This is a genomic window from Bradyrhizobium sp. USDA 336 (assembly GCF_044908355.1).
GTDB classification, from domain to species: Bacteria; Pseudomonadota; Alphaproteobacteria; order Rhizobiales; family Xanthobacteraceae; genus Bradyrhizobium; species Bradyrhizobium yuanmingense.
Window position 1 is genome coordinate 1,916,384 of the sequence record NZ_JBIYDC010000002.1, and the last position, 26,206, is coordinate 1,942,589.

Sequence of the window (26,206 nt, forward strand, 5' to 3'; positions counted from 1 at the left end):
CAGAAAACCTGCAGAAGAGAATTACCGCCGATTGGCGAGAGGAACCACGTTGTGCAACGTTTCGATGCCGCTTTCAAGGAAGCGGCGGACGCCGCGCGCGGCCTGCCTGATCCGTTGCTCGTTTTCCACCATGGCGATGCGGACATATCCTTCACCATGCTCGCCGAAGCCGACGCCGGGCGAGACCGCAACGCCGGATTTCTCCACCAACAGGGTCGCGAACTGCATGCTGCCGACGCTGCGGAAGGCTTCCGGCAGCGGCACCCAGGCGAACATCGAGGCCTCCGGCGGCGGGATTTCCCACCCCGCGCGGCCGAACGATTCAACCAGCGCGTCGCGGCGCTTGCGGTAGGTGTCGCGCATCTCCTTGATGCAATCGTCCGGACCGTTCAGCGCCGCGGTCGCCGCGACCTGGACTGGCGTGAAGGCGCCGTAATCGAGGTAGGATTTGACACGGGCGAGCGCGGCGATCACGCGCTCATTGCCAACCGCAAAGCCCATGCGCCAGCCGGCCATCGAATAGGTCTTCGACATCGAGGTGAACTCGACGGTGCAGTCCATCGCGCCCGGCACCTGCAGCACCGAGGGCGGCGGGTTGCTCTCGTCGAAATAGACCTCGGCATAGGCGAGATCGGACAGGATCAGGATCTCGTGCTTCTTCGCGAAGGCGACGAGGTCCTTGTAGAAGTCCAGGCTTGCGACATAGGCAGTCGGGTTCGAGGGATAGCAGACGACGAGCGCGAGCGGCTTGGGGATCGAATGCACGATCGCCCGCTCAGCCGTCTCGAAGAATTGCGGCGTCGGCTCCGACGGCACCGAGCGGATGACGCCGCCCGCCATCAAGAAACCGAAGGCGTGAATCGGGTAGCTCGGGTTCGGACAGAGGATGACGTCGCCCGGCGCGGTGATGGCCTGCGCCACATTGGCGAAACCCTCCTTCGAACCCAGCGTCGCCACGACCTGGGTGTCGGGGTTCAGCTTCACGCCGAAGCGGCGGGCGTAATAGGCGGCCTGGGCCCGGCGCAGCCCGGGGATGCCGCGCGAGGCCGAGTAGCGGTCGGTGCGCGGCTTGCCGAGCGTCTCCTTCAGCTTCTCCAGCACATGCGCCGGCGCCGGCAGGTCCGGATTGCCCATGCCGAGGTCGATGATGTCGGCGCCGGCATTGCGCGCAGCCGCCTTGGCCCGGTTGACCTGCTCGAACACGTAAGGCGGAAGGCGGCGAATGCGGTAAAATTCTTCCATGGCTCTCTGGGCTCCGGGCAACCGGTCAGGACAGAATCGACAGGCCGCGAGGGCCGGCACGAAAGCACTCAGGCTTCATTGCGAAAATTACTCAAAATCAAATACTTAGAGCAATCGTCGGCAACGAAGATTGAAGTCGTTCGCCCTGACTCCAGGCTGAACCGAGGTCTTTTAGCACGGCAAAGCGGAGGCGCCAGCGATTACCTTGCCGGTCTCGCGGCCACGGGCCTATTTGGCGTCCTTGGCGGCGGCGGCCTGGCGATCGCGCGCGGCGGCAAGCTCGGCCTCGATCTTGGCGCGCTGCTCCAGCGGGATGATCGCCTGATCGCGATCCGGCGGCAGATCATGCACCGGCAGATAAGTCCCGGGCTCCCTGGCCCGCGGCGGCGCATCCGCGGGCGCCAGATCCGCGAGTTGACTCGAACACCCGCCCAGGGCGAGCGCCGCCATCAGCACCGCGCCGCAGATCGGCAGCGTCTTTTGCAGGTCCCATAACGCCAACACTTGGGAAATCCCCTACTCGTCCCAAAGCACGGCCCCGGGCAAGCTTACCCAAGACCGTGCCCAAGCTCAAACCATTGCTGCCCAAATGGTGCGAGCGAGAAAACAGCCGATGCCCAACAAACCGAGCCGTGCGGCCCGATTGTGACGGAACCAAGAAGATTTGTCGCAGTGCAACACATCTTCGAGAGTGTTTAACGTCAAACCTGCGAGCTTCGCGGTGACGAATACGGAATGAATCGTTACTGTTCTGCTCATGAGTATGGCCACGACCGATACGCCGAAACCCGAGACGAAGTTCGATGCCGAAGCCTTTGCGATGAACGTCGCGCGGGCGATGGAGAGCGGCGGCAAGGCGCTCGCCGCCTACCTCAAGCCGCGCGAGAGCGGCGAGGTGCAGGACCGTCCGCCGGCCGAGCTTGCCGAGGTCGTCAAGACGTTCACGTCGGTCGCCGAATATTGGCTGTCGGACACGTCCCGCTCGTCCGATCTCCAGACCAAGCTTGCCAAGGACTATCTCGACCTGTGGGGCTCGGCGGTGCGTCGCATGGCCGGTCAGGACGCCGAGCCCGCGATCGCGCCCTCGCCGCGCGACAAGCGCTTTGCCGATCCGGAATGGAAGTCGAACCAGTTCTTCGACTTCGTCATGCAGCTCTATCTGCTCACGACCAAATGGGCGCAGGAGCTGGTGCGCGACGCCGAAGGGCTCGATCCGCACACGCGCCGCAAGGCCGAGTTCTACGTCCAGCAGGTCACCAACGCGCTCTCGCCGTCGAACTTCGTGCTGACCAACCCCGAAGTGCTGCGCGAGACGGTGGCGTCCAGCGGCGAGAACCTCGCGCGCGGCCTGAAGATGCTGGCCGAGGACATCGCCGCCGGCAAGGGCATGCTGAAGATCCGCCAGTCCAACCCGGACAATCTCGTCGTCGGCGTCAACATGGCGACGACGCCGGGCAAGGTGATCTACCAGAACGAGATGATGCAGCTGATCCAGTATTCCCCGACGACGGAGAAGGTGCTGCGCACCCCGCTCCTGATCGTGCCGCCCTGGATCAACAAGTTCTACATCCTCGATCTCAAGCCGGAGAAATCCTACATCAAATGGTGCGTCGACCAGGGCATCACCGTCTTCGTGATCTCATGGGTCAATCCCGACAAGCGGCTCGGCAACAAGGGCTGGGAAGACTACATGAAGGAAGGCCCGCTCACGGCGATGGACGTGATCGAGAAGATCACCGGCGAGATGAAGGTGCATACCGCCGGCTATTGCGTCGGCGGCACGATGCTCGCCACCACGCTGGCCTGGCTCGCCGAGAAGCGCCGCCAGCGCGTGTCGTCCGCGACGTTCTTCGCGGCCCAGGTCGACTTCACCCATGCCGGTGATCTGCTCGTGTTCGTCGACGAGGAGCAGATCGCGGCACTCGAGCAGGACATGAAAACGGTCGGCGTGCTCGAAGGCTCGAAGATGGCCATGGCCTTCAACATGCTGCGGTCCAACGACCTGATCTGGTCCTACGTGGTCAGCAACTATCTGAAGGGCCAGCAGCCGAGCGCATTCGACCTATTGCATTGGAACTCCGATGCGACACGGATGACCCAGGCCAACCATTCCTATTACCTGCGCAATTGCTACCTGGAGAACCGGCTCTCCACCGGCACGATGGCGCTCGACAACACCCTGCTCGATCTCTCCAAGGTGAAGGTGCCGGTCTACAATCTCGCCACCCGCGAGGATCACATCGCGCCCGCGGAATCGGTGCTCTACGGCTCGCAATTCTTCGGCGGCCCGGTGAAATACGTGCTGTCCGGCTCGGGCCACATCGCGGGCGTGGTCAATCCGCCTGCCGCGAACAAGTATCAGTATTGGACCAACGACAACATCAAGAACGTCAGCGTCGCGCAGTGGATGAAGGGCGCCGTGGAGCACAAGGGCTCGTGGTGGCCGGACTGGCGGGAGTGGCTCGGCGAGCTCGATCCCGAGGAAGTCCCGGCGCGCGCGGTCGGCAGCGACGCATTCCCGCCGATCGAGGACGCGCCCGGCAGCTATGTCAGAGTTCGCGCGTAGCGGAATCCGGCGCGCTTTCGTATAGGATAATTGTTTGAGCATGATCTTTTCGGAAAATCGCTACTCACTTTTCCGGATCATGCTCTCTCCTCAATCCACGACGACACAGGGGACCGGCACTATGACACGCGAATTGTTCTGGCTGACACTGACGGTGATCCTGACGGGAGTTCTGTGGGTTCCCTACATCATCAACCGCTGCCAGGTTCGCGGTTTGAGCGGTGCCATGGCCAACCCCGCGCGCGGCGACAAGCCGCAGGCGGAGTGGGCAAACCGGCTGATGTTCGCCCATGACAACGCGGTCGAGAACCTCGTCATCTTCGCCCCGCTGGTGCTGATCCTGAACGCGATCGACTATTCCACGAAATGGACGGTGCTTGCCTGCGCGGTCTATTTCTGGTCGCGCGTCGCGCACATCATCGTCTATGCGCTCGGAATTCCGGTGTTCCGCACCCTCGCCTTCACCGTCGGCTTCTTCGCCCAGGCCGTGCTGGTGCTGGCGATCTTCAGGGTGGTTTAGTCTCGTGTCCCGGACAAGGCGCGGCACATTGGTGACGTGCCGTAGAGCCGGGACCCAGAACGCAACAAGCGAAGCATAGATGGGCCCCGGCTCTGCAGCGCATCACTGAAGAAGTGCTGCGCTGCGTCCGGGGCACGAGCAGTGCCTGCCTCACTCCTCCGGCAGGCCGAGCATCAGCCGCATGTTCTGCACGGCTGCGCCGGATGCCCCCTTGCCGAGATTGTCGAGCCGGGCGACCAATAGCGCCTGGTGATATTTGTCGCTGGCGAAGACGTAGAGCTCGAGCATGTTGGTCTCGTTGAGCGCCTCCGGCTCGAGCCGGCCGCCCTTGCTCGCCTCGTTCTGCAGCGGCATCACCTTGACGTATTTCGAGCCGGCGTAACGCTTTGCCATCGCGGCCTGCAGGTCGGCGCCGCCAGGCTTGCCCGGCAACGTGTCGAGCTGGAGCGGCACCGAGACCAGCATGCCCTGGCGATAATTGCCGACCGAGGGAATGAAGATCGGCCGCCGTGTCAGGTTCGAATAGAGCTGCATCTCCGGCAGATGCTTGTGCTCGAAGCCGAGGCCGTAGAGCTCGAAGGACGGCGCGCTACCATCCTCGAAGCTTGCGATCATCGACTTGCCACCGCCGGAATAGCCGCTCACCGCGTTGACGGTGACGGGATAATCAGGCGGCAGCAGGCCGGCATCGACGATCGGCCGCAGCAGCGCGATCGCGCCGGTCGGATAGCAGCCGGGATTGGAAACCTTCTTCGCGGCCTTGATCTTGCCGGCCTGGTCAGGCGTCAGCTCCGCAAAGCCGTAAGCCCAGTCCGGCGCGACCCGGTAGGCGGTCGAGGCATCCAGCACCTTCGGCGCGTGAGCCCCCATGCCGTCGACCAGGGCAACGGTTTCCTTGGCGGCATCGTCGGGAAGGCAGAGGATGACAAGATCCACCTCCTCCATCAGCGCCTTCTTGGCCGCGGGATCCTTGCGCTTGTCGTCGGCAATGGTCTTCACCGCGACGTCGCTTTGGAGCTTCAGCCGCTCGTTGATGCCGAGCCCGGTGGTGCCGGAGCCGCCGTCGACGAAGACGGTGGCCGGCTTCTTGGCCGCGCTGGTGGCCGGAGCTTTGGTGGTGTCAGCGAGGCTCATGATGCGCTCCCTTCGAGCATGTTCGTGTCGTCTGCGAAAATCTGCGGCCTTGCCTGCCGCATCAATTGTGAGATCCGCTTGGCATCGGCATCGCCGCCGTCAAGCGCATTCGCGATCGCTGCATAATCGGCATCCGACTTGTGCTGGTTCAGCTTGAAGCTGCCTTCGACCTCCTCAACGGTCATGACCAGCCCAACGATCCCTTTCTTCATCGTCTCCAGCCGACCCGCCGTCATCTTGGCGGACGTCCACGGCTTTTTCGGCAACAGCCAGCTCTCGAACTTGGCGCTAAGCGTCTCGAGCTGCACCGCCAGCTCTTCATCCGACAACAGCCGAACCGGCCCGCTCAGATGGACCGACTGGTAGAGCCAGGTCGGAACCTGATCCGGCGAGACGTACCAGTCCGGCGATACATAGGCATCCGGGCCGTTGACCGCGAGCAGCCACGACGCCTCGCCGCCCGCCAGCTTTAGCAGCGGATTGTGACGGGCGAGATGAAAGGCGGCCTGCGGCGTGCCGTCCGCGGCATGGGTCAAATAGAACGGCAACGGCGAGGCGATCGGCCGCTTGCCATCGAAGGCGCACATCGTGCCGAAGCCGCGCTCCTCGGCAAATTTCAGGCTCGTGGCGCGGTCCTGCTTGAAAAAGGGTGGCGTGTACATCGTGGTCTCCTGCTGGGCCTCCTCGGGGGGCCGCCGGATCAGATCGCGCTGACAGGAGAGAGGATGCCGCGGATCGGGTCCAGCGGCAAAGACGATGATCTCAAACGCGATCGACCGCCCAAACCGCTAAGCTGCGGCGGCGGCGACGGGCGAACAGAATGGTCGCGGCGTTGATCATGGCGCGCGGCTATAATGCCAGCTGGTTCCATGGTCAAGAGTAAATCGGTTCAGTGGGACGGCAGGATGCGCACAGATGTCATCGGACCGCCGTGGAATTTCTACTAAAAGTAGGGGTTTTCGAGAACGACCGGCGGGACACAACCTCTTCGCCGGCCCCGAGCCGTTCGCACCCAGCCTCAGGACATCACCATGACCGAGATTACTCGTCGCGCAACGCTAGCAGGCGCCGCCGCATCGGCGCTCCTGCCTTTCGTGAAGATTTCGCCCGCGGGCGCCGCCGCGCCGCTGGCCGAGAAGCAGAATGCGAGCTTCTATCGCTACAATGTCGGCACCCACCAGGTCACGGTGGTCTGCGACGGCGTTGCGACCGTCAATCTGACCGACAATTACGCCGCCGGCGCCAGCAAGGATGACATCAACAAAGTGTTCGCCGAGCACCACCTGCCGGCCGACAAGGTCACCCACACCTTCAACCCGGTGGTGGTCAACACCGGACCGAAGCTCGTCGTCATCGATACCGGGCTCGGTCCCGACCAGTTCACGCAGTCGAAGGGCAAGGTCGGCCAATTCCAAAACAATCTCGCCGCCGCCGGTATCGACCGCGCGGCGGTCGATACCGTCATCATCTCCCATTTCCATGGCGACCACATCAACGGCCTGCTGGCGGCCGAGAACAAGCCCGCCTTCCCCAATGCCGAGATCATGGTTCCGGCGGTGGAATGGAAGTTCTGGATGGATGACGGCGAGATGAGCAAGGGGATGGGCAATCCGATCCTCGAGAACAATTTCAAGAACATCCGCCGCGTGTTCGATGCCCTGGGCCGCAAGGTCACGCAATACGAGGCCGGCAAGGAAGTCGCGCCCGGTATCACCTCGGTGGCGAGCCCCGGCCACACGCCGGGCCACAATTCCTTCATCGTCGCCTCCGGCGCCGAGAAGGTGCTGGTGCAGGTGGATATCACCGCCGGCGCAGCGTTCCTGTTCGTGAAGCATCCCGAATGGAACATCGCATCCGACGTCGACAAGCCGCTGGCCCAGCAGACGCGCCGCAAGCTCTACGACATGGCGATTGCCGAGAAGATGCCGATCCAGGCCTTCCACGCCGCCTTCCCCGGTCTCGTCCGGGTCGAGAAGGAAAAGGACGGCTCCGGTTATCGCTGGATCCCCGCGATCTGGAACGCATCGCTGTAGGCTTCGCTGACGCCCTGACCGGGCGGCCGCGGTTGCCCGGTCAGATCACTCGCCAGATCCATTCCATGATCTTGGCGAGCACATCGCCGAACAGCAGGAGCACGGCCGACCAGATCAGCGCCGAGACGAAATTGGCCGCCTGGAAGCTCCAATAGGGCATCTCGAAGATGCCGGCCGCGAGCGGCACGGAGGCGCGCAAGGGCCCGAAGAAACGGCCGATGAAGATGCTGGGGATGCCCCAGCGGCGCACGAAAGCCTCGCCTCTGGGGAGCAGTCCCGGATAGCGCGAGAGCGGCCACATCTCGGCGACCTTCTCCTTGTAGCGGTAGCCGAACCAGTAGGAGACCCAGTCGCCCAGCGCCGCGCCGAGGGCCCCGGCGATCCAGACCGGAAAGAAGTTGATGCCGGTGACCCCGATCAGCGCACCGATCGCCACCAGCGCGCCCCAGGCCGGGACCAGCAGGGAGATGAAGGCGAGCGACTCTCCGAAGGCGAGCAGGAACACGATTGGCGCCGCCCAAACCTGGTGAACGCGCACGAATTCAGTGAGGGCGTGCGCAAACTGCTCCATCCAAAATAGCCTTCCCGCCCCGTCTCAAGGTGCTGCTCGATGAAAAGGACTGGTAAGCCAAGGACTTGTGTGACATCAAGTCACAAAACCCAGACATCACCAAGCCGGCACGTCAAATTGCCGGGAAATGGCGAGGCTGCGGCGTAAAATCGCCCGGATTCGCTCCCAACCCACAGCGCCCAGTCCGCCCTACGGTAACCTTTCCAAGTCAGAAGTGGCATAGTCGGCTTAACCGATTCGCCGCTTCCGCGGCCCTCAAAACGCATCAAGATATATGTCCAAGCAGTTGAAGCCAAAAGCAAAAGACGATTTCTTCGGCGGTGACGAGCCGAAGCCCCGCACCGCCGTCAAGGCGGCGCCGCGCAGTGGCGGGGAAGCCGATTACACGGCAGCCGACATCGAGGTGCTCGAAGGGCTGGAACCGGTGCGGCGCCGGCCTGGCATGTATATCGGCGGCACCGACGAGAAGGCGCTGCATCATCTGTTCGCCGAAGTCATCGACAACTCGATGGACGAGGCGCTGGCCGGGCACGCGACCTTCATCGGAGTCGAGCTGAGTGCGGACGGTTTCCTGACCGTCACCGACAACGGCCGCGGCATCCCGATCGATCCGCATCCGAAATTCCCGAAGAAGTCGGCGCTCGAAGTCATCATGTGCACGCTGCATTCGGGCGGCAAGTTCGACAGCAAGGTCTACGAGACCTCGGGCGGTCTGCACGGCGTCGGCATCTCCGTGGTGAACGCCCTCTCCTCGCGTCTCGAGGTCGAGGTCGCGCGCAGCCAGAAGCTCTATCGCATGACCTTCGAGCGCGGCCATCCCAAGGGCAAGCTCGAGGACCTCGGCAAGGTCAACAACCGCCGCGGCACGCGCGTGCGCTTCAAGCCCGACACCGACATTTTCGGGCAGAAGGCCGCGTTCAAGCCGCAGCGCCTGTTCAAGATGACGCGCTCGAAGGCCTACCTGTTCGGCGGCGTCGAGATCCGCTGGAACTGCGCGCCCGAGCTGCTCAAAGGCGTCGAGGACGTGCCGGCGGAAGCGACGTTCCACTTCCCGGGCGGCCTCAAGGACTATCTCGCTGCCGCGATCCACGCCGACACGCTGGTGCATCCGGACATCTTCTCCGGCAAGTCGGGACGCAACGGCGCGCACGGCGCCTGCGAATGGGCGGTGGCCTGGACCGCGGATGCCGACGGCTTCCTCTCCTCCTACACCAACACCGTGCCGACGCCCGACGGCGGCACCCACGAATCCGGCCTGCGCAGCGCGCTGCTGCGCGGCTTGAAGGATCACGCCGAGCGCGTCGGCCAGGGCAAGCGCGCCGCCTCCGTCACCTCTGAAGACGTGATGGTGGGCGCCGCCGTCATGCTGTCAGTGTTCGTGCGCGAGCCCGAATTCCAGGGCCAGACCAAGGATCGCCTCGCCACCGCCGAAGCGCAGCGCATCGTCGAGCAGGCGATGAAGGACCCGTTCGACCATTGGCTGTCGGGCAATCCGAACATGGCCAACCGGCTGCTCGACTTCGTCATCGACCGCGCCGAGGAGCGGCTGCGGCGGCGGCAGGAGAAGGAGACCGCGCGCAAGACCGCCGGCAAGAAGCTGCGCCTGCCCGGCAAGCTCGCCGACTGCACCGATGCCGGCACCGAGGGCTCGGAGCTGTTCATCGTCGAGGGCGACTCGGCCGGCGGCAGCGCCAAGCAGGCGCGCGACCGCAAGACCCAGGCCGTGTTGCCGCTGCGCGGCAAGATCCTCAACGTCGCTTCCGCCGGCAAGGACAAGCTGACGGCGAATGCGCAGCTCTCCGACCTCGTGCAGGCGATCGGCTGCGGCACCCTCGCGCAATATCGCGAGGAGGATCTGCGCTACCAGCGCATCATCATCATGACCGACGCCGACGTCGACGGCGCCCACATCGCCTCGCTCCTGATCACCTTCTTCTACCGCCAGATGCCGCGGCTGATCGACGAAGGCCACCTCTTCCTCGCGGTGCCGCCACTCTACAAGCTGACCCACGGATCCAAGTCGGTCTACGCCCGCGACGACGCCCACAAGGAGGCGCTACTCAAGAGCGCGTTCAACGCCAACGCCAAGGTCGAGGTGAACCGCTTCAAGGGGCTCGGCGAGATGATGCCTGCGCAGCTCAAGGAGACCACCATGGACCCGGCCAAGCGGACGCTGCTCAAGGTGGTGCTGCTGGCCGACGACCGCGACACCACGGCGGATTCGGTCGAGCGGCTGATGGGCACCAAGGCCGAGGCGCGCTTTGCCTTCATCTCGGACAAGGCCGAGTTTGCCAGCGACGAGCTGCTGGACGTTTGAGGCGGCAACCAAACCGGCTGCACGCCAACACAGCCCGGGCCCAAAGCCGGGGCTGTGTCTTTGGGGCAACGGCCGTTGTTTCGGACCAGTTTGCTTTGTGTGCTGCCGGGATCTTCGTTGCTTCCGGGGATGCGTCTCGCGGCGACTCGGCCAGCGACTCAGCGGATGCTGCGGCCGGGAGCAGGATTGCCTCCGTCTCGGACAAAACCGAATTTGCTAACGAAACCTTACTCAAGATCGAGTCGTCAAAATTTGCTCAAGCCATTGAAATATAACAATTTTTCTAGATCTAGGAGACGCCGCCGCAAAATACCCGCGCACCGGCGTTTTCCGGCGACTGTGCCTGTCCGGCAACAGCATTTCGGCAAGAACCGTCTATAGTTCAGGCATCAGATGACACGGACTTCAGTGCGCTCGCGCCGACAAGGTTTGGGGATTTAAAATGAAGAAGACATTGCTCGCTTTGACCGCGATCGCGGCGATGACCGGTTCGGCCTCGGCTGCCGACTTGGGCGCTCGTCCCTATGCGAAGGCTCCGATGCCCGCGCCCGTCGCCAACTGGACCGGCTTCTACGTCTTCGGCGGCGGCGGCGGCGGTCTCTCCAACACCGACCAGCATGTGCAGACCACGGTGGGCGCGGTTCCGCTGACGATCAATCAGCGTCAGGGCGGCTCGGGTTGGTTCGGCACCGTCGGCGCCGGTTACGACTGGCAGTTCAGCGGCACCTGGGTTGCCGGTGTGTTCGCTGACGGTCAGTTCGGCAGCATCAAGGGCACCATCCAGGATCCTATCTTTGGCCTCACGGGCAGCCAGAAGCTGGAAACCTCGTGGGCTGCTGGTGTTCGCCTCGGCTGGCTGGTCGCACCGAACGTTCTCTCCTACGTGAACGGCGGTTACTCGGGCGCGCATTTCGGCCGCACCAACTTCACCAACCTCGCCGGCACGCCCGCTGGTATCCACCTCGACGGTTACGATCGTCACGGCTGGTTCGTCGGCGGCGGCGTCGAGAACAGCCTGAACTTCTTCGGCATCACCTCGCCTGGCTGGTTCATGAAGACCGAGTATCGTTCGGCCTTCTACAGCGGCAAGACCAACACGGAGCTGACCGACGTCGGCAACGTTCCGCTCGCCAACAGCATCCGCACCACCCATTGGAACCAGACCATCAGCACCTCGCTGGTCTACCGCTTCAACTGGACCGGTCCGGTCGTCGCGAAGTACTGATCCGATCTCACGATCAAGCGTCAAAGCCCCGGCATCGCCGGGGCTTTTTCGTTTTGGGCTCTAGCGTCCTTGCGGCCACGGCCCATTGTGTCCGTACCAGAGCTACGGCTAGTCTGGCGCCAAGTTTTCGTGGCTGCGGCAGTCGTTGATGCCGTGGAGCGCGACAGAAGCGGACCGATGGGAGGAAGGCATGCGCAGATTTCTGCTGGTGGCAGGCCTGTTTGCAACCGCCCTCGGTCTGCTCTGGATCGGACAGGGCACGGGCACGGTTCCGTGGCCGCGATCAAGCTTCATGGTCAACCAGCTGCACTGGGCCGGCTATGGCGCAGCCATGGCCGGGTTCGGGCTGGTGCTGATCTGGCAGAGCAACCAATAGAAGAAACCAGGGAATCCAAGCATGACATCCAGCCGGTTCGATCTCCGCGGCAAGGTCGCGATCGTCACGGGAGGCAATGGCGGCATCGGGCTCGGCATGGCGCGCGGCCTCGCCGATGCCGGCGCCGACATCGCCGTGGTCGGACGCAACGAGAGCAAGTCCGCCACCGCCGTGGCCGATCTCAGGCAGCGCGGCGTGAAGGCGATCGCCGTCGCCACCGACGTGACCGACAAGGCGGCGGTTGCAGCCATGATCGACCGTGTCGTCAAGGAGCTCGGCCGCATCGACATCCTCGTCAACAATGCCGGCATGAGCATCCGCAAGCCGCCGCACGAGCTCGAGCTCGACGAGTGGAACAAGGTGATCGACACCAATCTCACCAGCGCCTTCGTGTGCTCGAAGCTGGCCTATCCGGCGCTGAAGGCGTCCGGCAACGGCAAGGTGATCAACATCGGCTCGATGATGTCGATCTTCGGCGCGAGCTTCGCGACCGCCTATGCGGCCAGCAAGGGCGGCATCGTGCAGTACACCCGCGCCTGCGCCAATGCCTGGGCGCCCGACAACATCCAGGTCAACGCCATCCTGCCGGGCTGGATCGACACCGATCTCACCCGCGGCGCGCGGCAGCAGGTCTCGGGGCTGCACGAACGCGTGCTGGCGCGCACGCCTGCGGGGCGCTGGGGCGACATCGACGACTTCGCCGGCATCGCCGTGTTCCTGGCATCGCCCGCGTCGAATTTCGTCACCGGCACCGCGATCCCGGTCGACGGCGGATTCTCGGTGATGGCCTGAAGCCAGCCTGCCCGCCATCCAACAACGCAAAAAAGAAGCCCCGGACGACGCCGGGGCTTTTGAATTGAGACAGTGCTTTTCTTGATCGTTGGTCGCGTTGCGTCGACGTGCTCAGTAGCGGGCGATGGTGGGGGCGTCGAACTTGTAGCTCGCGCGCACCACGGCCCATTGGATGTCGCGCGGCTTGGCATCGAAGGTGTAGTTTCCGGAGGTGCCGCCGAGCTGATAGGTCTGGCTGGTGAAGGCCGCGTAGTTGTATTCGAGGCCGACGATCCAATTGCGGGTGACGCCGTATTCCCAGCCGGCGCCGACGGTCCAGCCGTTGGCCCAATGGGTTTGTCCGCCCGAGCCCGTCGCCACACCGACGGTGTCGGTGACCGAGAGGCGGTTGTTCGCGCCAGCATAGCCGCCCTTGAAATAGAACAGGTTGTTCTGCACGGCGAAGCCGGCGCGGCCGACCACGGTCGCGAGCACGTTGGTACGCCAGGAGAACACGTCGTCCGCGGCGCCAAACGCGGTGTTCGTGAACGAGCCCTTGTTGTCGAGACCCGAAATCGTGCCTTCCACGCCGAACACGTAATTGTTGGCCTGCCAATTGTAGCCGATCTGCGCGCCGCCCATGACGCCCGCGTTGCGCTGGCGATAGCCCTCTCCCGGCAGCAGATCGCCGAACGCCGCGCCGGTGCCGTTGTTGATGAACTGCTGGTTGGTCCATGCGCCACCGATATGGCCGCCGACATAGAAGCCGGTCCAGTTGAACAGCGGCTCGACATAAGCGGGCGCCTTCGTGTAGCGCGCACCGAGATCGGCGGCGGAGGCCGCACCGGTCGAAACCAGAGCCGTCGTGCAGGCGAAGGCGGCAATCAACTTATTACGCATGGTACACCCCGTGTCCTTGATGGACGCACGGTCACAGACGGCTCTTACTAAAATTGAAATCAACACGGTTAACGTGGCGGTTGGGCCAGCATCACGCCGTGAATCCGATGGCGATGTTGCAAGCGTGCAACGCATCGCGCGCGAATTCACGCCGCGTTATCCCTACCGAAGTCCTACGCTAGGATTGCGGTGCGGCGCGCGAATGCACGTGCTCGGGCCGCACGCCGAGCGCAAGCAGGCGCGCCGGGATGCCCTGCAGCCATGGCAGCGCGGTGATGAGGCGCACGACCAGCGGCACCTTCAGCGGCCGATCGCCGCCCTGCAAGGCGCCGCTGATGATGTTGTTCTGCACGACCATCTGCATTCGCTGTGTCATCTTCACAGGGAACTCGCGACGGCGCCTGATGGCATCGAGCTCGTGCTCGGACGGGCAGCCATGCTGCAGCTTGTCCGCCAGGAGGTTCGCGGTTGCAACCGCATCCTGCACGGCGAGATTGACGCCGACGCCGCCGATTGGCGACATCGCATGGGCGGCATCGCCGATGCACAACAGGCCTGGCTGCGTCCAGCGCGTCAGACGGTTGATCGCGACGGTGAGCAGCTTGACGTCGTCGAAGCTCTTCACCTCGGCGATGCCGGAGCGGAGGATCGGCGCCATGCGCACGACGTCGTCGAGCAGCGCCGAAAGTCCCCTCGCCTTCACCGCATCGTACTGTCCCTTGGCGATGACATAGGCGCACTGCCAATAATCGCCGCGGTCGAAGGTGATCATCATCTTGCCGGGCTCGACCCGCGCGAACACGTTCTCGGTCTCTTCGGGTCTGCGGCCGGCGCGAAACCACAGCACGTCCATGGGCGCGCCGATCTCGTCGACGCTAAGGCCGGCGCGCTCGCGCACCGTCGAATGCCGGCCGTCGCAGGCGATGGTGAGATCGGCCTCGATGTCGATGATGCCCTCAGGCGTCTTCGCCCGCACGCCGGCGATCGTCTCGCCGCGGCGGATCAGATCGGTCGCCTCCGTGCTCATCATCACCTCGAGCGAGGCGAAGCGCCTGCCCGCCTCGCGCAGAAAATTCAAGAAGTCCCATTGCGGCATGAAGGCGATGAAGGGGTATTTGGTATGGAGCCGGCTGAGATCGGCAATGCGCACCGGCGTGCCGCCGAACAGGCCGTCCATCTTTTGCAAGCGCTGGTGCGGCAGCTTCAGGAAGCCGTCGATCAGGCCGAGCTCATCCATCACTTCAAGCGTCGAGGGATGCACGGTATCGCCGCGGAAGTCGCGGAAGAAATCCGCATGCTTCTCCAGCACCACGACGTCAATGCCGGCGCGTCCCAGGAGGTAGCCGAGCATCATGCCGGCAGGTCCCCCGCCGACGATGCAGCAGCGGACCTTCATGGTCCTCGCAGGTTGTTGGTCGGGTGTCACTGCAGACGAGATCCGCGAGGTGAGTATCGATGAAGAGATGTCCGCCGATACTAGCGCGATTCAGGTCAAAGACAGTCCTAATTATGCAGGGCGCAGGTGGATCAATGCCGGTTGGGAGCAGCAGACCGGCGTCAAATGAAAGGCCCGTTTCGTGCGAGCCTTCCGTGACAATCGCGTTCGACTATTTCTGATCCTCGCTGCTCGTCCCGGACCCCGGACTGCCGATCGGCACCCCATTCGGAGCGCGCCCGGCACCCATGTTTCGCTCGGCCTGAGCTGCCGTGGGCGACTTGCCGGCGGCAGTCGGCGCCTGAACGTTGGGATTGGTCGGGCTGTTATTGGTGTTGATGTTGGCGCCTGTGGTGGTGCCCTGCGTTCCCATCCCAGAGGGAGCCGACGGCCCGGAATTGGCACTGCTGGACGAGGTGCCGATTCCGGCACCCGAGCTGGCCGCAGATCCCGCGCTGCCAGTTCCCGTCCCGGCCGCAGCCCCGGCACTGCCACCACCACCCGCACCACCCCCGCCTCCTCCGCCACCGCCTCCCTGAGCAAGAGCGGTCGCGTCGAAAGCGCGGCGCATGCGAAAGCGATGAGGATGGACTTGCGGATCATGGATCGTCTCCCTGTTTGGTGGACAATCCAGGACACCGAGGAGTTGTTCCTGCTCCGAGGGGCGGACGGACTCGCTCGCCTCAGTTTCGGCAGAGGGGCATTTGATCTAGTGGAATCTGGCGCGCAACCACGCTCGCGTTCTTACCGGCATCCAAGCAACGGTGAGCGAAAGGAACCTGCTCGAGGTGACCACTCTCGCAAAGCCGCGAGAGCGGTCACGCGGCGTGAAGAGCCTCAGGCGGCCTTTTCTTTCAGTTCAAAATCCATCTTCCAGTTCGATTGTCCGGGCTGCTTTCGGAAGATCCAGATGGTGAGGGTCGAGCTGGGTGGAACAACGATACTGTCGCCTTCATGCATCGTGAATTGCCGAATATTGCTCTCAGTCGCCCATATCGAATGAGAGTAGACATCCTTGTCGCTGGCCTTGGTGCAGATCAGAACTCCTCCGTTCATCACTGCCCGGGTGATCGTCTGACTGACGGACGAGTCCATGTTGATCGTAGTCATCTAGGCAATCTCCAAAAATATGAATGAAACGCCAGATGCTCCCTCAAGTTGTATCGATCTGTCAATGAGCGGTCTCGAGATTCCGGAGCTGTTTGCTCGATCAGAGCCACCACAGAAGGACCGAGCCGCCGCCAGGAACGCCCTCAATTATTGCTCCGGTTCGCGCTGCGAAAGCTCTTGATCTCCGACACGCTGCCGTCGCGATAGGTCAGCTCCACCGAGACGGATTTCGTGCTTGGCGCGAGCTTCATGTAGAGCGGCATGCCGGCGCTGACCGCGCTGGGGTCGCGCATGTCGCAGGGCGGCATCTTCAGCACCTGGTTGGGCACGGCGGTGTCGACGCCGATGCGCACCTCGCGAATGGCGCAGCGGTAGGAGACGAGATGCGTGTAGTAGACGAGCAGTCCGTTGAACTCGCGGAACGACAGCCAGCTCGTCGAGGTCATGTCGAGGATCTTGCGCTGGTCGCGGATCAGCGCGGCCTCGGGATCGAACCTGATCGGGAACGGGCCCTGCATGTCGCCGGACTGATCGACATAACGGACCTCGATGGTCCCGGCCTGCGCATCCGGCGGCAGCTCGATCGACGGGTTCGGCATCCGCTTGCGGGTGCGTGGATCGAGTGTGTCGATGAAGCCGGTCTCGCGGAAATCGCCCGCGCCGGCCATGCGCCAGGAAATGCCGAGCGTCGGATCGGCGAAAGAGAAGGTCACGCTCCAGCCGCCATTGTGACGCGAGAAGCTCGCAATCGGCGCGTTGAGGGTCTCCTCCTTGGGCATCTGCGGCACCGACACCGGCGGCAGAGCCGCAAGCTTCGTGGGCGGCGGATCGTCCGAACGCGCGGCGGTGTCCTTGGCGAGGCCGCTGAGGAAAACATCGTCGACCATCTGGTCGAAATAGACCGGCACCTGCCTGTGCTTCACGGTGTCGGCGAGCTCGCTGACGGCACGGCGGGTACGCTGCGCCACCTGCACCAGATTCTCGCCGGGCTTGAGCAGCTCCTTGGCGAAGGTGCGCGTAAACACTGAGTTTGGATTGGCGTCGTCATTGGAGAGCCGATCGAGCGCGGTCTGGCGGGGACCCGCGGAGAACACCGAGAACACGCCCTCGGGCAGCTGGGTCATCGGTGCGAGACCGCCGGCGCCGGCGACCGCACGGGTGCCCTTGCGCTCGAACGGATTGTTGCGGCAGGCGTCGAACACCAGGATCGAGGTCCGCGCCTTCTTGTTCTGCAGCCGCTCGACGATGCGGTCGGCCAGGATCGAGGCGTCACGCACCAGCTCCTCCTGCCCTTCGGTCGCTGCCGGCACGTCGGTCGGCAGCAGATAGTTCTGGCCCGCGATCTCGAAGCCGTGGCCGGCATAGAAGAAGAACGCGGTGTCGCCGGGCTCGATGGCCTTGTCGAAGGCGAGCAGCGTCTCGGAGAATTGCTGCCGGCTCTGGTTCTCGGCGACCATCACCGAGAAGCCGAGCTGCCTCAGCGTGTCGCCCATGGTGCGGGCGTCGTTGACCGCCTTGAGCAGCTTCGGCACGTTCCTGTAATCGTTGTTGCCGACGACCAGCGCGACGCGCTTCTCGGCACAGGCGGGCACTGCGAATCCGCTCAGGCCCGCCGCGAGGCCAAGGGCCGCCAGAATTCTGAAAAGCCGACGCGTCATCGCAAAATTTCCCGTTGCAGAACCGGCCCTGCCGCCGATCTTCGAACGGCAGTTCATGGGACCCCCTGCCGCTGTGTGATAGTCGGCCCAGACCTGACGACGGTTCAAGGACCCCGGGGCTCCGATTGTACGATCCGACTATGGCCGATTCCGCTGGAATCTGTTTCCTTTGGACAATTTCGCCGGAAGCGAGGGGCTGCCGTGTTGCACTGGTGTACGGACGAGGTCGACCCGAAGGATCGCTTCGACTATTGGCGCGAGGTGCGCGCCAAGGGGTTGTTCGGCGTCACCGCCGAGCTCGCGCGCGAACGGCGCGCGGACTTCTTCGGCGAATTCTCGCTGCGTAAGCTGGGCGGCGCCGGCCTCGTCGAGCTGAAGGCCTCGCCCTACGCGGTCGAGCGCAGCGCGTCGGACATCGCCTATGCCCCGGGTGAGGCGATCTGCGTCTATCAGCAGCTCGGCAGCGGCGGCTGGTTCGGCGGCATGCGCGCAAGCGACTTTGCCATTGCCAATGGCAGCTTCGCCACCAGCCATACCGACCTGCCGTACCGCACCGCCCCGCTGGGCACCGGGGGCTTCCACCTGCGGATCCTCAAGATCCCCGTGAGCCACATCCCGGTACAGGACAAGCGCATGCGCGAGCTGGCGCCCCGGACCTTCAACGATCTGGCCCTGGCGCCCCTGCTCGCGGCCTGCTTCGCCGATCTCGGCGAAATCGCCGCGGACGATACGGCCTCTGCCGTCCAGACCTCGTTGGTCCAGGCGTTGGCGCACCTGGCGCTGATCGAGCGCGGCATCGTGCGGCCCGGAAGCCGGCGAGGACAGGAGGCACTGCGGACCGCCCGCCTCTCGCAAGCCCGGCGGCTGATCGCGCGCCACCTTCAGGACCCCAATCTTGCGCCGGCCATGGTGGCCGACCTGCTCGGCGTCTCCGTTCGTCACCTGCACATGCTGTTCGAGATGGCGGAGAAGAGCTTTTCCCAGACGGTGACCGACGAGCGCCTGAAACAGAGCCGCCGCCTGCTGCGCGAGGCGCCGGAACGGCTGATCGCCGACATCGCGTCGTCGTGCGGCTTCGAGAGCCTGGCGACCTATTACCGGGTGTTCAACGCCGCTTATGGCATGGCCCCAGGTGATTTCCGGGCAAAAGGCTCGGACGGGCCTTAGCTGCTGTCTTGGCGGTTGCGGCTAGGCGGAGGGGCTCGGGGGAAAACCCCAGCCGCGCCCGTGATTTGGGCAAAAACCTCAGGCTTTTTAGGCTCTTCCCGCGCCCGCTCCATTGACTTTGGCCAATTCCCGCCTATGTTCCGGGTCGACGCGGCTCAGATCGAAGAGCGATTCCTGAGCCTTGCGCTTTGTCCGCGTGAGTCAGCACCCCCAGCTTCTTCGAGAGCGCGCCGTTTCGGGGTGGAACGCGACAGCCTTATTACCCTCGATTCCGAACGGCGGTTTCGACCAGAGGCTCAATGTCCTTTTCAGATCTCGGACTGTCCGAAAAAGTCCTCGCCGCAGTGGCGGCCACCGGTTACACCACCCCCACCCCCATTCAGGAACAGGCGATCCCCCACGTCCTCGCACGCAAGGACGTGCTCGGCATCGCCCAGACCGGCACCGGCAAGACCGCGGCCTTCGTGCTGCCGATGCTCACCATCCTCGAAAAGGGCCGCGCCCGGGCGCGCATGCCGCGCACGCTGATCCTCGAGCCAACCCGCGAGCTCGCGGCCCAGGTGAAGGAAAACTTCGACCGCTACGGCGCCGGCCAGAAGCTCAACGTCGCCCTCCTGATCGGCGGCGTCTCCTTCGGCGACCAGGATGCCAAGCTGATGCGCGGTGTCGACGTGCTGATCGCCACCCCCGGCCGGCTGCTCGACCATACCGAGCGCGGCGGCCTGTTGCTCACCGGCGTCGAACTGCTCGTCATCGACGAAGCCGACCGCATGCTGGACATGGGCTTCATCCCCGACATCGAGCGCATCTGCAAGCTCGTCCCCTTCACGCGGCAGACCCTGTTCTTCACCGCGACCATGCCGCCGGAAATCCGGCGCATCACCGAAGCCTTCCTGCACAATCCGCAGAAGGTCGAGGTCTCCAGGCCCGCCACGACCGCCGTCACCGTGACGCAAGCCCAGGTGCCCGCCGGCCGCGAGGCGCACGAGAAGCGCGAATTGCTCCGCCGTTTGCTACGCGAGGCTAAGGACCTCAAGAACGCGATCATCTTCTGCAATCGCAAGCGCGAGGTCGCGATCGTTCACAAATCGCTGCAGAAGCACGGCTTCAGCGTCGGCGCCCTGCACGGCGACATGGACCAGCCGGCCCGCATGGCCGCGCTCGACCAGTTCCGCAAGGGTGAGCTGCCCCTCCTCGTCGCCTCCGACGTCGCCGCCCGCGGTCTTGACATTCCCGAGGTCAGCCACGTCTTCAATTTCGACGTTCCCCACCACGCCGACGATTACGTCCACCGCATCGGCCGCACCGGCCGCGCCGGCCGAACCGGCACCGCGATCTCGATCGTGACACCGCTCGACCAGAAGTCGATGGCGGCAATCGAGAAGCTGATCGGCCAGAGCATTCCGCGCGCCGAAGGCGACTATGACGTCCACGCCGAAGCGGGCGAACAAGGCGAGCGTCCGCGCGAGCAGCGCGGCCGCGAGCGTTCACGCGGCGGACGCGGCAAGCCGCAGCGCGGCGAGCGGCGCGGTCATGACCGCGAACGCAGCCACGAGCCGCGCGAGGCGCGTGGCGAGGCACGGGCGGCTCCCGAGGCGAGGCCGGCACGCGAGGCACGGCCTCCGCGCGAAGCCAGGCAATCATCCGAGCCGCGCAATGGTGCGCGCCCGCAAGCGAATTCGTCGCATGTGCCCTCGATCGGCCGTCCCGAGCCGCGCCGCCAGCGCGAGATCGACAGCGAGCCGGGCGATCACTCGCATCTGCCGGCGTTTCTTCTGCGGCCGGTGCGCTCCCCCGCCGGCGCCTGAAGCGCGCTGGCGCGCCAGATTTCGGTTGAAAATCCTCGAACTGCAATTTTTTGGATGCCCCGTGAACGTATATTTACGGGGCGTTCACGATCGTCCGTTAGCCTACGAACATAATTTAAGGATTGCTGCGGTCGATGGCGCGTCGGCCGCTGTGGGGATGTTCAGTGATCAAGGTACTCGACGAACACGAACGCACGCTGGCGTTCGCCGAGGTGGCGCTCGGTCAGATCCGATCGCTTCGACAGACGGCCATTCCCCGCAATTACGAGATCTGGTACGTCTACGCCACCGGCTACAACGCACCGCTCAATAAGATCATCAATGAGACGCTGGCGCGCAGCGGCAAGCTGACCGAGGCCGATCTCGAGCAGATCTACGAGACCTATCTCTCCCACATCAAGACTACCGACCGCATCGACAAGGTCGGCGCGCGCGTCGTCGGCGAGATCGACGACGTGGTGAAGGTGTTGGGCGAGGCGCTCGGCATGACCGGGGCCTACGATACCAGTCTGTCGGATGCGACCGAGAAACTGTCGTCGGCCGAGAACCGCGACCAGGTCAAAGCGATCGTCGAGGCGCTGCTGCGCTCCACCAGCGAGATGCGCGAGACCAACAAGGCGCTGGAAGACCGGCTGACGCTGTCGAAGAACGAGATCAGCAATCTTCAGCAGAGCCTGGAGGCGATCCGCGCCGAAAGCCTGACCGATCCGCTCACGGGCCTGGGAAATCGCAAATATTTCGACCGCATGATCGGCATGGCGGTGCAGAGCGCGCTCGCCTCGGGCGAGCCGCTGTCGCTGCTGCTGTTCGACATCGATCACTTCAAGTCGTTCAACGATTCCTACGGCCATCTCACCGGCGACCAGGTGCTGCGGCTCGTCGGCCTTTCGCTGAAGCAGACCATCAAGGGCCAGGACATCACCGCGCGCTACGGCGGCGAGGAATTCGCGGTCGTTCTCCCCAACACCGCGATGCGCCAGGCACTGACGGTGGCCGATCACATTCGCCGCGCCGTGATGGCCAAGGAATTGAAGAAGAAATCGACCGGCGAAATCCTCGGCCGCGTCACCATCTCCGTGGGCGTCTCCATGCTCAGGGAGGGCGACGACACCGACGCGCTGATCGAGCGCGCCGACGCCTGCCTCTACGCCGCCAAGCGCAACGGCCGCAACCGCGTGATCTGCGAAGCCGATCCGGAATTCGCGATCGAGAGCCACAGCCGGGTGGCGTAGCGCCAAATTCATCTACCGCCGTCATTCCGGGGCGCACCTCTTGGTGCGAGCCCGGAATCCATACTCACGACGGTGGTTATGGATTCCGGGCTCGCGGCTATGCCGCGCCCCGGAATGACGGTGACAAGGGAGCGAGAACTTGGCCTCAACAACGGGCGAGCTTCCGCCGTCGCGTTATGAGCTACGGCGACCCGCCTTACGCGCCGTTTTCTTGGCCGCCCGCTTCTTTGCAACGGGCTTCTTCCTCGCCGCCTTCTTCGCCTTCGGTCGTTTCTTCACCTTGGCGCGCTGCGCGGCAGTGAGCGCCGCCCTCGCCCATTGCGCAAGCTCCTGGGAATCGTCGAACAGACGCGCCGGCAGCTCCCAGTAGGAATTCACAACCACGGTCTTGGCGCGGGTCGAATACTGGAACGGCTTTGAGCCTTCGGCTTCGAAGTCGGGAATGGTCGTCTCGTCGGCGCGAAAGAACAGGCCGGCGCGCAGTGACAGCGCGAAATTGACGCCGTCGGCGGAGATGCCGTAGCCGGAGAACATTTTCCGGATGGTGACCGGGCCGAAATCAACGAACAGGTCGATCAGGAATTCGCGGTCCATGCTGACGCTCTCTCGTGCCCCGGACGCAGCGCAGCGTGTAACGGTGCGCTGCAGAGCCGGGGCCCAGCCCTCTGCGACGGAAAGTATAGCGTGGATCCCGGCTCTGCGCAGCAGCGCAAGCGCGCTGCAGCGCGTCCGGGACAAGAGAGCAGAGCGTAGGCCGAAATTACCCGTCGATCTTTGCCGGCCGCAGCTCGACCGATTCGCCGCAACCGCAGGCGGAGACCTGGTTGGGATTGTTGAAGACGAACTGGGCCTGCATCTTGTCGGCCTTGTAGTCCATCTCGGTGCCGAGCAGGAACAGCACGGCCTTGGGATCGACCAGGATCTTGACGCCCTTGTCCTCGACGACCTCGTCGGTCGGGCGGATGTCGTGGGCGTATTCGACCGTGTAGGACTGGCCCGCGCAGCCGCCGTTCTTCACGCCGACGCGCAAGCCCACGATTTCCGAGTCCGCACGCTGGGTCAGCTCGGTGATGCGCTGGGCAGCGGCGTCCGTCAGCCGCATCACCTGCGGGCGCGGCCGCCGCGGCTTCGGAGTGGATGCTGGTGTCGAGCCTGACGAAATCTGGGTCATGTTGTCTATGTGGTCCGTTGCGGAGCGAATTCAATGCGGGCCGAGACCGTCACCACATGTTCAGCACGAGGCGGGCCTCGTCGCTCATGCGTTCCGGCGACCACGGCGGCTCCCAGACGACCTTGACGTCGACCACGCCGACACCGGGCACGCTCGCCACCGCGTTCTCGACCATGGTCGGCAGCTCGCCGGCGGCCGGACAGTTCGGCGTTGTCAGTGTCATCTGCACGTCGACGGAGCGGTCGTCCTTGATCTCGACCTTGTAGATCAGGCCGAGCTCGTAGATGTCGGCGGGGATTTCCGGGTCGAACACGGTCTTGAGCCCGGCGATGATCTCGCGGGTCAGCCGCTCGGTCTCCTCCGGCGGCAACGCCGAATGGGTCTCCATCGGATTGGCTTTGATTTCGGCCGTGTCACTCATGCAAACAAATCCCGCGCCTTCAGCAGCGCCTGTGCCAGATGATCGACTTCTTCCCGCGTATTATACATGCCGAACGAGGCCCGGCATGTCGCCGTCACGTTGAACCGCTCTAAAAGCGGCATGACGCAATGGGTGCCGGCGCGCACCGCGATGCCCTGGCGGTCGATCACGGTGGCGACATCGTGGGCGTGCGCGCCCTTGAGCTCGAAGGAAATCACGGGGCCCTTGCCCCGCGCCGTGCCGATCAGCCGCAGCGAGTTGATCTCGCGCAGGCGCTCCTGGGCGTAGGCGGTGAGGTCGGCCTCGTAGGCGGCGATGCGTTCCTTGCCGATCGAGTTGACGTAGTCGATGGCAGCGCCAAGGCCGACCGCCTCGACGATGGGCGGGGTGCCGGCTTCGAACTTGTGCGGCGGATCGCCATAGGTGACCCAGTCCTTCGCAACCTCGCGGATCATCTCGCCGCCGCCGTTGAAGGGCCGCATCGCGACGAGGTGCTCATGCTTGGCATAGAGCGCGCCGATGCCGGTCGGGCCGTAGATCTTGTGGCCGGTGAACGCGTAGAAATCGCAGTCGAGATCCTGCACGTCGACGGGCAGATGCACCGCGCCTTGCGCACCGTCGACCAGTACCGGAATGCCGCGATCATGGGCCAGCCGCACCACCTCCTTGATCGGAACGAACGTTCCGAGCGCGTTCGACATCTGGGTGATGGCGACAAGCTTGGTCTTCGGCGTGAGCAGCTTCTCGAACTCGTCGATCAGGAAATTGCCCTCATCATCAACGGGCGCCCACTTAATCACTGCGCCATGGCGTTCCCTGAGGAAATGCCAGGGCACGATGTTGGAATGGTGCTCCATAATCGAGAGGACGATCTCGTCGCCTTGCTTGATGTTCGGCTCGCCCCAGGACGACGCCACGAGGTTGATCGCCTCGGTGACGTTGCGGGTGAAGATGATTTCCTCTGTCCGACGGGCGTTGACGAACTGCGCAACTTTTGCCCGCGCGCCCTCATAGGCCTCCGTCGCCGCATTGGCGAGGTAGTGCAGGCCGCGATGCACGTTGGCGTATTCGGACGTATAGGCCTGCGTCATCCGGTCGAGCACAGCGCTCGGCTTTTGCGCCGAGGCGGCGTTGTCGAGATAGACGAGCGGCTTGCCGTAGACCTGCATGGCGAGCGCCGGAAAATCCTGGCGCACGCGCGCAACGTCATAGGCGCCGTTCTTGACCGCCGGATGCGTGCTCATGACCGCCGCTCCAGCCAGCGCTCGGCGATGCCGATCACGTGCTCGCGCAAAGTATCATCGGCGATCTGCTCGATCGCCTCGCCGACAAAGGCCTGGATCAGCAGCGCCTGGGCCTGCTTCTCCGGCAGGCCACGGGCCTTCAGGTAGAACAGCAGGCTGTCGTCGAGCGCGCCGGCGGTGGCGCCGTGGCCGCAGGAGACGTCGTCGGCAAAAATCTCGAGCTCGGGCTTGTTGTCGGCCTCGGCCTCGTCCGAGAGCAGCAGCGCGCGCGTCATCATCTTGCCGTCGGTCTTCTGCGCGTCGGGACGGACAATGATGCGGCCCTGGAACACCGAATGGGCGCGGTCGTCGATCACCGCGCGGAAGATCTCGCGGCTGACGCAGTTCGGCACGGCATGGTCGACCACCAGTGTGGTGTCGCCATGCTCGGTCTTCTTCAGGAGGTTGACGCCGTTGACCGAGAGCTCGCTGCCCTCGCCCGCCAGCGTAATGAAGCCCTGCAGGCGGCTGACCGCAGCGCCGCTGGTCATGTTGAAGACGTTCAGCTTGGTGTTGGCGCCGACGGTGACGAACTGCGAGGTGATGTTCACCGCATCGGCCGCATCGTCCATCAGGCGGATATGCGCGACGTCGGCGTCGTCGCCGACCGAGACGATGACGGCGTCGTTGACCTGGTAGGCCGCAGCGCCGGCGGCGACGAAGCTCTCGATGATGGTGGCGCGGGCGCCCTTCCCGATCGCCACCTGCGAGCGGGTGAAAGCCGAGGCCGATGCGGCGGTCGCAACATGGATGATCTGGACCGGCGCAGAGAGCTGCGTTCCATCCGCGATCGACAGCACCACGCCGTCGGTCGCCAGCGCCGCGTTGACCGCGATCACGGCATCGGTGGACGCGGTCTTGAGGAGACCGGCATCCTTATCCAGCGTCTCGCGCAGAGTCTTGAAGCTGACCTCGGACGCAAGCGCCTTCACGTCTGAAAGCTCGGCCGCGAACACGCCATCGACCAGCACCAGCTTGTAGGCGCCCGCGATTGCATGCGCCTTGACCGCGTCCGCGGCGCGCTTCAGCGCGGTCGCATCGGGCACGGCGGCCAGCGGCAGCACCTCGCCGACCAGCGCGCGCAGGTCGGTGTATTTCCATTCCTCGATCCGGCGGTGCGGCAGACCGAGACGCTCATAGGTCTCGAATGCCTCGCGGCGCACTGCTGCCACATCAGGCGAACCCGGCAGGCGGCCTTCGGCGCTGGCGAAGAGATCGCTCACCGCGCGGCCGCTCCCGGTCTTTGCCACAGCAACGTTCATCTTA

General features: G+C 64.3%; 24 protein-coding genes. 10 read left to right on the forward strand and 14 right to left on the reverse strand.

The window, feature by feature from the left end:
* Nucleotides 1–21: 21 nt before the first annotated feature.
* Complete coding sequence (locus ABIA45_RS09935; RefSeq protein WP_271546642.1) at nt 22–1,242, reverse strand: LL-diaminopimelate aminotransferase; 1,221 nt, start codon at nt 1,240–1,242, stop codon at nt 22–24.
* 228 nt (nt 1,243–1,470) lie between these two features.
* A complete protein-coding gene (locus ABIA45_RS09940) occupies nt 1,471–1,746 on the reverse strand; it encodes a hypothetical protein (protein WP_271546644.1) in 276 nt (91 codons plus the stop codon).
* Between the two features lie 253 nt (nt 1,747–1,999).
* On the opposite strand from ABIA45_RS09940, the gene ABIA45_RS09945 reads away from it, so the two are divergent.
* Together ABIA45_RS09945 and ABIA45_RS09950 are read left to right on the forward strand one after the other, a co-directional pair.
* Nucleotides 2,000–3,808, forward strand: a complete 1,809-nt coding sequence (locus tag ABIA45_RS09945; RefSeq protein WP_404541297.1) for a PHA/PHB synthase family protein — start codon at nt 2,000–2,002, stop codon at nt 3,806–3,808.
* A gap of 121 nt (nt 3,809–3,929) precedes the next feature.
* On the forward strand, nt 3,930–4,328 hold the full coding sequence (locus tag ABIA45_RS09950) for an MAPEG family protein (RefSeq protein WP_271546649.1): 399 nt from the start codon (nt 3,930–3,932) through the stop codon (nt 4,326–4,328).
* Nucleotides 4,329–4,478: 150 nt separating this feature from the next.
* Here the strand turns inward: ABIA45_RS09950 and argC are convergent, their stop codons facing one another.
* Together argC and ABIA45_RS09960 are read right to left on the reverse strand one after the other, a co-directional pair.
* Nucleotides 4,479–5,462: an N-acetyl-gamma-glutamyl-phosphate reductase gene (gene argC, locus ABIA45_RS09955; RefSeq protein ID WP_036022938.1), complete on the reverse strand. Its 984-nt coding sequence runs from the start codon at nt 5,460–5,462 to the stop codon at nt 4,479–4,481.
* On the reverse strand, nt 5,459–6,124 hold the full coding sequence (locus ABIA45_RS09960; protein ID WP_404651886.1) for an FMN-binding negative transcriptional regulator: 666 nt from the start codon (nt 6,122–6,124) through the stop codon (nt 5,459–5,461). The genes argC and ABIA45_RS09960 overlap by 4 nt, the downstream gene beginning before the upstream one ends.
* 369 nt (nt 6,125–6,493) lie before the next feature.
* On the opposite strand from ABIA45_RS09960, the gene ABIA45_RS09965 reads away from it, so the two are divergent.
* Nucleotides 6,494–7,495 (forward strand): MBL fold metallo-hydrolase, encoded by a 1,002-nt coding sequence (locus ABIA45_RS09965; protein ID WP_157285877.1) that lies wholly within the window; start codon nt 6,494–6,496, stop codon nt 7,493–7,495.
* 40 nt (nt 7,496–7,535) lie between these two features.
* On the opposite strand, the gene ABIA45_RS09970 is transcribed toward ABIA45_RS09965, so the two are convergent.
* Nucleotides 7,536–8,066: a DedA family protein gene (locus ABIA45_RS09970; protein ID WP_157285878.1), complete on the reverse strand. Its 531-nt coding sequence runs from the start codon at nt 8,064–8,066 to the stop codon at nt 7,536–7,538.
* Between the two features lie 274 nt (nt 8,067–8,340).
* Here ABIA45_RS09970 and parE point away from each other — a divergent pair, with 274 nt between their 5' ends.
* The 4 genes from parE to ABIA45_RS09990 all read left to right on the forward strand — a co-directional run bounded on the left by parE (nt 8,341) and on the right by ABIA45_RS09990 (nt 12,776).
* Nucleotides 8,341–10,383, forward strand: a complete 2,043-nt coding sequence (parE, locus tag ABIA45_RS09975; protein WP_275499119.1) for a DNA topoisomerase IV subunit B — start codon at nt 8,341–8,343, stop codon at nt 10,381–10,383.
* 442 nt (nt 10,384–10,825) lie between these two features.
* The gene (locus ABIA45_RS09980) at nt 10,826–11,608 is read left to right on the forward strand and encodes an outer membrane protein (protein ID WP_157285880.1); all 783 of its coding nucleotides are present in this window, start codon (nt 10,826–10,828) and stop codon (nt 11,606–11,608) included.
* A 190-nt stretch (nt 11,609–11,798) separates the two neighbouring features.
* Entirely contained in the window at nt 11,799–11,984 is a 186-nt protein-coding gene (locus ABIA45_RS09985) for a hypothetical protein (protein WP_036000069.1), read from the forward strand.
* A gap of 21 nt (nt 11,985–12,005) precedes the next feature.
* On the forward strand, nt 12,006–12,776 hold the full coding sequence (locus ABIA45_RS09990; protein ID WP_275499120.1) for an SDR family NAD(P)-dependent oxidoreductase: 771 nt from the start codon (nt 12,006–12,008) through the stop codon (nt 12,774–12,776).
* Nucleotides 12,777–12,887: 111 nt separating this feature from the next.
* Here the strand turns inward: ABIA45_RS09990 and ABIA45_RS09995 are convergent, their stop codons facing one another.
* The 4 genes from ABIA45_RS09995 to ABIA45_RS10010 form a co-directional block, all read right to left on the reverse strand.
* On the reverse strand, nt 12,888–13,655 hold the full coding sequence (locus ABIA45_RS09995; RefSeq protein WP_404651888.1) for an outer membrane protein: 768 nt from the start codon (nt 13,653–13,655) through the stop codon (nt 12,888–12,890).
* Between the two features lie 178 nt (nt 13,656–13,833).
* Nucleotides 13,834–15,051, reverse strand: coding sequence for an FAD-dependent oxidoreductase (locus tag ABIA45_RS10000; protein WP_404651890.1), 1,218 nt, complete (start codon nt 15,049–15,051; stop codon nt 13,834–13,836).
* A gap of 876 nt (nt 15,052–15,927) precedes the next feature.
* On the reverse strand, nt 15,928–16,200 hold the full coding sequence (locus ABIA45_RS10005) for a hypothetical protein (protein ID WP_404651892.1): 273 nt from the start codon (nt 16,198–16,200) through the stop codon (nt 15,928–15,930).
* 143 nt (nt 16,201–16,343) lie between these two features.
* A complete protein-coding gene (locus ABIA45_RS10010; RefSeq protein ID WP_404651893.1) occupies nt 16,344–17,858 on the reverse strand; it encodes a caspase domain-containing protein in 1,515 nt (504 codons plus the stop codon).
* A gap of 201 nt (nt 17,859–18,059) precedes the next feature.
* On the opposite strand from ABIA45_RS10010, the gene ABIA45_RS10015 reads away from it, so the two are divergent.
* The 3 genes from ABIA45_RS10015 to ABIA45_RS10025 all read left to right on the forward strand — a co-directional run bounded on the left by ABIA45_RS10015 (nt 18,060) and on the right by ABIA45_RS10025 (nt 22,065).
* Entirely contained in the window at nt 18,060–19,025 is a 966-nt protein-coding gene (locus ABIA45_RS10015) for a helix-turn-helix domain-containing protein (RefSeq protein ID WP_271546670.1), read from the forward strand.
* 299 nt (nt 19,026–19,324) lie between these two features.
* Nucleotides 19,325–20,833, forward strand: a complete 1,509-nt coding sequence (locus tag ABIA45_RS10020; RefSeq protein ID WP_036022928.1) for a DEAD/DEAH box helicase — start codon at nt 19,325–19,327, stop codon at nt 20,831–20,833.
* Nucleotides 20,834–20,997: 164 nt separating this feature from the next.
* Nucleotides 20,998–22,065, forward strand: coding sequence for a GGDEF domain-containing protein (locus ABIA45_RS10025; protein WP_271546673.1), 1,068 nt, complete (start codon nt 20,998–21,000; stop codon nt 22,063–22,065).
* Nucleotides 22,066–22,239: 174 nt separating this feature from the next.
* Here the strand turns inward: ABIA45_RS10025 and ABIA45_RS10030 are convergent, their stop codons facing one another.
* The 5 genes from ABIA45_RS10030 to sufD form a co-directional block, all read right to left on the reverse strand.
* Nucleotides 22,240–22,659 (reverse strand): TfoX/Sxy family protein, encoded by a 420-nt coding sequence (locus ABIA45_RS10030; protein WP_271546675.1) that lies wholly within the window; start codon nt 22,657–22,659, stop codon nt 22,240–22,242.
* A gap of 166 nt (nt 22,660–22,825) precedes the next feature.
* Nucleotides 22,826–23,236, reverse strand: coding sequence for an iron-sulfur cluster assembly accessory protein (locus ABIA45_RS10035; RefSeq protein ID WP_074447904.1), 411 nt, complete (start codon nt 23,234–23,236; stop codon nt 22,826–22,828).
* A gap of 49 nt (nt 23,237–23,285) precedes the next feature.
* Nucleotides 23,286–23,657, reverse strand: a complete 372-nt coding sequence (locus ABIA45_RS10040; RefSeq protein ID WP_018641712.1) for an SUF system Fe-S cluster assembly protein — start codon at nt 23,655–23,657, stop codon at nt 23,286–23,288.
* Nucleotides 23,654–24,901, reverse strand: coding sequence for a cysteine desulfurase (locus tag ABIA45_RS10045; RefSeq protein ID WP_157285888.1), 1,248 nt, complete (start codon nt 24,899–24,901; stop codon nt 23,654–23,656). Before ABIA45_RS10045 ends, ABIA45_RS10040 begins: the two co-directional genes overlap by 4 nt.
* A complete protein-coding gene (gene sufD, locus ABIA45_RS10050) occupies nt 24,898–26,202 on the reverse strand; it encodes a Fe-S cluster assembly protein SufD (protein WP_271546680.1) in 1,305 nt (434 codons plus the stop codon). Before sufD ends, ABIA45_RS10045 begins: the two co-directional genes overlap by 4 nt.
* Nucleotides 26,203–26,206 lie beyond the last annotated feature (4 nt).